Annotated in this window: 7 protein-coding genes; all 7 read left to right on the forward strand. The window is 60.7% G+C overall.

What is annotated here, in order from left to right; all coding sequences use genetic code 11:
- A partial coding sequence (locus PMI31_RS31990; protein WP_007972082.1) for an NADP-dependent isocitrate dehydrogenase occupies positions 1-109 on the forward strand: 109 nt, incomplete at its 5' end.
- A gap of 208 nt (positions 110-317) precedes the next feature.
- Positions 318-764, forward strand: a complete 447-nt coding sequence (locus PMI31_RS25725; RefSeq protein ID WP_008022392.1) for an NUDIX hydrolase — start codon at positions 318-320, stop codon at positions 762-764.
- 59 nt (positions 765-823) lie between these two features.
- Positions 824-1,969 (forward strand): tRNA 2-thiouridine(34) synthase MnmA, encoded by a 1,146-nt coding sequence (mnmA, locus tag PMI31_RS25730; RefSeq protein WP_008022395.1) that lies wholly within the window; start codon positions 824-826, stop codon positions 1,967-1,969.
- Positions 1,966-2,589: a high frequency lysogenization protein HflD gene (hflD, locus tag PMI31_RS25735; protein ID WP_008022397.1), complete on the forward strand. Its 624-nt coding sequence runs from the start codon at positions 1,966-1,968 to the stop codon at positions 2,587-2,589. The genes mnmA and hflD overlap by 4 nt, the downstream gene beginning before the upstream one ends.
- 124 nt (positions 2,590-2,713) lie before the next feature.
- The gene (gene purB, locus PMI31_RS25740) at positions 2,714-4,084 is read left to right on the forward strand and encodes an adenylosuccinate lyase (protein ID WP_007940861.1); all 1,371 of its coding nucleotides are present in this window, start codon (positions 2,714-2,716) and stop codon (positions 4,082-4,084) included.
- Between the two features lie 86 nt (positions 4,085-4,170).
- Complete coding sequence (locus tag PMI31_RS25745) at positions 4,171-5,340, forward strand: ribosomal protein uL16 3-hydroxylase (RefSeq protein ID WP_008022398.1); 1,170 nt, start codon at positions 4,171-4,173, stop codon at positions 5,338-5,340.
- The gene (locus PMI31_RS25750) at positions 5,333-5,758 is read left to right on the forward strand and encodes a GNAT family N-acetyltransferase (RefSeq protein ID WP_043302658.1); all 426 of its coding nucleotides are present in this window, start codon (positions 5,333-5,335) and stop codon (positions 5,756-5,758) included. The genes PMI31_RS25745 and PMI31_RS25750 overlap by 8 nt, the downstream gene beginning before the upstream one ends.
- Positions 5,759-5,996: the final 238 nt, after the last annotated feature.

Genomic DNA, 5,996 nt, shown 5'->3' on the forward strand with positions numbered 1-5,996 from the left:
GGAAAAGCCAGTGGACATCGGCGGTTACTACCACGCAGACGCCGAGTTGATCAGCAAGGCCATGCGCCCAAGCGCAACCTTCAACGCGGCAGTTGCTGCGCTGGTTTAAGGTTGTAAGGGAACATCACAAACCCCGGCCCTGTGCCGGGGTTTGTGTTTGTGGCTTCCACAATCTATCCGCGCGCCAACCCTGTAGGAGCCGGCTTGCTGGCGATAGCGGTTTATCATTCATCATATTTGTGACTGAGCCACCGCAATCGCCAGCAAGCCGGCTCCTACAAAGATTGTGTTTCAACATTCAAAATTGAGGGCATTTCATGGATTGGCAACCCCACATCACCGTCGCCACCATCGTCGAAGACAACGGCCGCTTCCTGATGGTCGAAGAATCCAAACACGGACGAACGGTGCTCAACCAGCCCGCCGGCCATCTGGACCCGAACGAAACCCTGACCGAAGCAGCCATCCGCGAAACCCTTGAGGAAACCGGCTGGGATGTCGAACCCACCGGCGTACTGGGCATTTACCTCTACACCGCCCCGAGCAACGGCGTGACCTACCAACGGGTCTGCTTCATCGCCAAACCACTGAAACACCACGCGGACTATCAACTGGATGACGGCATCGTCGGCGCCAAGTGGTTGACCCGCGAGGAATTAATCGAGCAACGCGACAACTGGCGCAGCGAGCTGATTATCCGCTGCATCGACGACTATCTGGCAGGCCAACACTTCGGCCTCGAATTGATCCGTCCTTCTCTTTAGCCTTGCGGGCCTGAGCCTGTTAGAATCGCGTCCTTTTTCAAGACACTCATTGAATCCCTATGCGTGATCCAGCCCCTTCTGACACACAAAAGAAGCGCGTCATTGTCGGCATGTCCGGCGGCGTGGACTCTTCCGTTTCCGCCCTCCTGCTGATCGAGCAGGGCTATGAGGTGGAAGGCCTGTTCATGAAGAACTGGGAAGAAGACGATGGAACGGAATACTGCACCGCCATGGATGACCTGGCGGACGCCCAGGCCGTGTGCGACAAGATTGGCATCAAGCTGCACACCGCCAACTTCGCCGCCGAGTACTGGGACAACGTGTTCGAGCATTTCCTGGCCGAATACAAGGCCGGACGCACGCCGAACCCGGACATCCTGTGCAACCGCGAAATCAAGTTCAAGGCGTTCCTCGACTACGCCATGATGCTCGGCGCCGACCTGATCGCCACTGGTCACTACGTGCGTCGCCGCGACATCGATGGCCGCACCGAACTGCTCAAGGGCCTGGACCCGAACAAGGACCAGAGCTACTTCCTGCACGCCGTCGGCGGCGAACAGATCGCCAAGACCCTGTTCCCGGTCGGTGAATTGGAAAAACCGCAAGTGCGCGCCATCGCCGAGAAATACGAGCTGGCGACCGCGAAGAAAAAGGATTCCACCGGGATCTGCTTTATCGGCGAGCGCCGTTTCAGCGACTTCCTCAAGCAGTACCTGCCGGCGCAACCGGGCGAGATCAAGACCACCGAAGGCGAAATCATCGGCCGTCACCACGGCCTGATGTATCACACCATCGGCCAGCGCCAGGGCCTGGGCATTGGCGGGCTGAAAGATGCCAGCGATGAGCCGTGGTACGTGCTGATCAAGGACCTGGAACACAACGAGCTGATCGTCGGCCAGGGCAACGATCACCCATGGCTGTTCTCCCGCGCCCTGCTCGCTTCCGATATCTATTGGGTCAACCCGATCGATCTGAGCCAGCCGCGCAGGCTGACCGCCAAGGTCCGTTATCGCCAGGGCGACCAGCCCTGCATCCTGGAAAAGACCGCCACGGGTTATCGCGCAACCTTCGATGACCCGCAACGCGCGGTCACTCCGGGCCAGTCCGTGGTGTTCTACGACGGTGAAGTCTGCCTCGGCGGCGGCGTGATTGAAGTGGCGGAGCCATGGAGCAGCAAGGACACTGTTAAAGGCGAGCAACAATGAGCCCCATCCAGGAGCAATTGACAGCACTGGGCGGCGTGTTTCTCGCCGCCGTGCTGGTGGACAGGATTGCCAAGACCGGCCAGACCAACGAGGCCGGCCTGACCTGCATGCTCGGCAGCCTGCTGATTCGCGACCCCAAGGACACCCTGGAAGTCTATGGCGGCGATGACATCAACCTGCGGGAAGGTTATCGCGCCCTGATCGGCGCCCTCGAACGCGACCCAAGCGCCCTGCAGCGTGAGCCACTGCGCTACGCCCTGGCCATGCTCGGTCTTGAGCGCCAGCTGGCAAAGCGCGACGACATGCTCGACGTGATCGGCAAACGCCTGCCGCAGATTCAGTCCCAGGTCGAACACTTCGGCCCGGCGCACGAAAACGTGATCGCCGCGTGCGGCGCGCTGTATCAGGACACCCTGAGCACCCTGCGCCAACGCATCCAGGTGCACGGCGACATGCGCAACCTGCAACAACCGAGCAACGCCTCGAAAATTCGCGCCCTGCTGCTGGCCGGCATTCGTTCGGCGCGCCTGTGGCGGCAGTTGGGCGGTCATCGCTGGCAGCTGGTGATCAGCCGCCGCAAATTGCTGAAAGAGCTTTACCCATTGATGCGTAACGAATAACCCGCATCGACAGAACCGAACTTAGCAATACGCGTAATACGCCGGTCAGTTGGCGACGGACCGGCGGATTTTTTCATGTATGATACGCGCCCCATTTCGTTGCCCGACTGTCCGAGAACACCCCATGCAGCTCTCTTCGCTCACTGCGGTTTCCCCTGTTGACGGCCGCTACGCCGGCAAAACCCAGGCCCTGCGCCCAATTTTCAGCGAGTACGGCCTGATCCGTGCCCGCGTCCTGGTTGAAGTGCGCTGGCTCCAGCGCCTGGCCGCTCACCCTGCCATCAGCGAAGTGCCGGCGTTCTCCGCCGAAGCCAACGCTGTGCTCAACACCCTGGCGGAAAACTTCTCTCTGGAGCACGCCGAGCGCGTCAAAGAGATCGAGCGCACCACCAACCACGACGTCAAAGCCATCGAATACCTGCTCAAAGAGCAAGCGGCCAAGCTGCCGGAACTGGCCAAGGTCAGTGAGTTCATCCACTTTGCCTGCACCAGCGAGGACATCAACAACCTGTCCCACGCCCTGATGCTGCGTGAAGGTCGTGATGACGTGATGCTGCCGCTGATGCGCCAGACCGCCAACGCCATCCGCGAACTGGCGATCCGTTTCGCCGACGTGCCAATGCTGTCGCGCACCCACGGTCAGCCGGCCTCGCCGACCACCCTGGGCAAAGAACTGGCGAACGTGGTTTACCGCCTGGAGCGTCAGATCGCCCAAGTCGCTGCCGTTCCGCTGCTGGGCAAGATCAACGGCGCTGTCGGCAACTACAACGCACACCTGTCGGCCTACCCTGAGATCGACTGGGAAGCCAACGCCCGCGCCTTCATCGAAGACGAGCTGGGCCTGGGCTTCAACCCGTATACCACGCAGATCGAACCGCACGACTACATTGCCGAGCTGTTCGACGCGATCGCACGCTTCAACACCATCCTGATCGACTTCGACCGCGACATCTGGGGCTACATCTCCCTGGGTTATTTCAAACAGCGCACCATCGCTGGCGAAATCGGTTCGTCGACCATGCCGCACAAGGTCAACCCGATCGACTTCGAAAACTCCGAAGGCAACCTGGGCATCGCCAACGCACTGTTCCAGCACCTGGCGAGCAAGCTGCCGATCTCCCGCTGGCAGCGCGACCTGACCGACTCCACCGTGCTGCGCAACCTCGGTGTCGGCTTCGCCCACAGCGTGATCGCTTACGAAGCCAGCCTCAAAGGCATCAGCAAACTGGAGCTCAACGAGCAGAAGATTGCCGCTGACCTGGACGCTTGCTGGGAAGTATTGGCCGAGCCGATCCAGACCGTGATGCGTCGCTACAACATCGAAAACCCGTATGAAAAGCTGAAAGAACTGACCCGCGGCAAGGGCATCAGCCCTGAAGCGCTGCAGACTTTCATCGACGGCCTGGACATGCCGGCCGCAGCCAAGGCTGAGCTGAAACTGCTCACCCCGGCCAACTACATCGGCAACGCTGTAGCACAAGCCAAACGCATCTGATCGACCGCTAGACCCTTTTAAGACGCCCGGCCGCGCCGGGCGTTTTTATTCCCGTCTGAAAAGTGCATTTTTTCAATAGGTTACACATGAATCCTGATACTCCTCTTCAACTTCTGGGCGGCATCACGGCACGGGAATTCCTGCGCGACTACTGGCAGAAAAAGCCGCTGTTGATCCGCCAGGCGATTCCTGACTTCGAAAGCCCGATCGACGCCGACGAATTGGCCGGCCTGGCGCTGGAAGAAGAAGTCGAATCGCGCCTGATCATCGAGCACGGCGAGCGCCCCTGGGAATTGCGTCGCGGTCCGTTCGCCGAAGACGAATTCAGCAAATTGCCGGAGCGCGAATGGACCCTGCTGGTGCAGGCCGTGGATCAATTCGTGCCGGAAGTCAGCGAACTGCTGGAAAACTTCCGTTTTCTGCCGAGCTGGCGCATCGACGACGTGATGATCAGCTACGCAGCGCCGGGTGGCAGCGTGGGTCCGCACTTCGACAACTACGACGTGTTCCTGCTGCAAGGCCACGGCAAGCGCAACTGGAAGATCGGCCAGATGTGCAACACCGAAAGCCCGCTGCTGGCCCACGCCGACCTGCGCATCCTCGCCGACTTCGAAGCCACCGACGAATGGGTGCTGGAACCGGGCGACATGCTCTACCTGCCGCCACGCCTGGCCCATTGCGGCGTTGCCGTTGATGAATGCATGACCTACTCGGTCGGCTTCCGCGCGCCGAGCGCCGCTGAAGTGCTGACCCACTTCACCGACTTCCTCAGCCAGTTCCTGTCGGACGAAGAACGCTACACCGACGCCGACGCCGTACCGACAGCCGACCCTCACCAGATCCAGCGCGACGCACTCGACCGCTTGAAAGGCCTGCTGGCCGAACACATGAGCGACGAGCGCCTGCTGCTGACCTGGTTCGGCCAGTTCATGACCGAGCCACGCTACCCGGAACTGGTGGTGGGCCCGGAAGACGTCGAAGAAGACGACGTCATGAACGAACTGGAGCAAGGCGCGATCCTGATTCGCAACCCAAGCGCGCGCCTGGCGTGGTCCGAAGTCGACGACGACCTGCTGCTGTTCGCCAGCGGCCAGAGCCGTTATCTGCCGGGCAAGCTGCGCGAACTGCTGAAGATGATCTGCGCCGCCGACGCACTGCACGCCGACAACCTCGGCGAATGGCTGAGCGATGAAGACGGCCGCGGCCTGCTGTGTGAACTGGTCAAGCAAGGAAGCCTGGGGTTTGCCGATGAATAAGATTCACGTACGTGTCGCAGACTGGCAGAAGGACAACGCCGAGATCCGGCGCATTCGTGAAACGGTGTTCGTCGCCGAACAGTCAGTTCCACCCGAACTGGAATGGGATGCCGACGATGCAACCGCCGTGCATTTCCTCGCGTTCGAAGGCGACTTTCCGATTGGCACAGCCCGCTTGCTGCCCGATGGCCACATCGGCCGAGTGTCGGTGCTCAAGGACTGGCGCGGCCTGAAAGTCGGCGACGCGCTGATGCAAGCGGTGATTGGCGAAGCCGAAAAGCGCGGCCTGAAGCAGCAGATGCTCAGCGCTCAAGTGCAAGCCACGGCGTTCTATGAGCGCCTGGGCTTCAACATGGTCAGTGAGGAGTTCCTGGAAGCCGGGATTCCGCATGTGGACATGGTGCGGCACTCGGCCTGATACCGAGGTACCCCCATCGCGAGCAGGCTCCCACAGGGTTCACGCTGAATCTGTGGGAGCGGGCTTGCCCGCGAAGAGGCCAGAAAAAACACCACGAAACGCCCCGCCATTTTCGGATGCCGGGGCGTTTTGCTGTCTACGATTCAACTTACCCCACCCAGGGCCGACAAACTTGTAGGAGCGAGCATGCTCGCGATGGGCGTGAACGATAATGCTGGAAGCCTGACACCCCGCGGCG

Source organism: Pseudomonas sp. GM55 (genome assembly GCF_000282395.1).
Lineage (GTDB): Bacteria > Pseudomonadota > Gammaproteobacteria > Pseudomonadales > Pseudomonadaceae > Aquipseudomonas > Aquipseudomonas fluorescens_CC.

Excerpts from the sequence above, each read along its gene's own strand:
- PMI31_RS25750 (WP_043302658.1), top strand. The coding sequence starts at position 5,333 with ATGAATAAGATTCACGTACGTGTCGCAGACTGGCAGAAGGACAACGCC.
- hflD (WP_008022397.1), top strand. The coding sequence starts at position 1,966 with ATGAGCCCCATCCAGGAGCAATTGACAGCACTGGGCGGCGTGTTTCTC.
- PMI31_RS25745 (WP_008022398.1), top strand. The coding sequence starts at position 4,171 with ATGAATCCTGATACTCCTCTTCAACTTCTGGGCGGCATCACGGCACGG.
- mnmA (WP_008022395.1), top strand. The coding sequence starts at position 824 with ATGCGTGATCCAGCCCCTTCTGACACACAAAAGAAGCGCGTCATTGTC.
- purB (WP_007940861.1), top strand. The coding sequence starts at position 2,714 with ATGCAGCTCTCTTCGCTCACTGCGGTTTCCCCTGTTGACGGCCGCTAC.
- PMI31_RS25725 (WP_008022392.1), top strand. The coding sequence starts at position 318 with ATGGATTGGCAACCCCACATCACCGTCGCCACCATCGTCGAAGACAAC.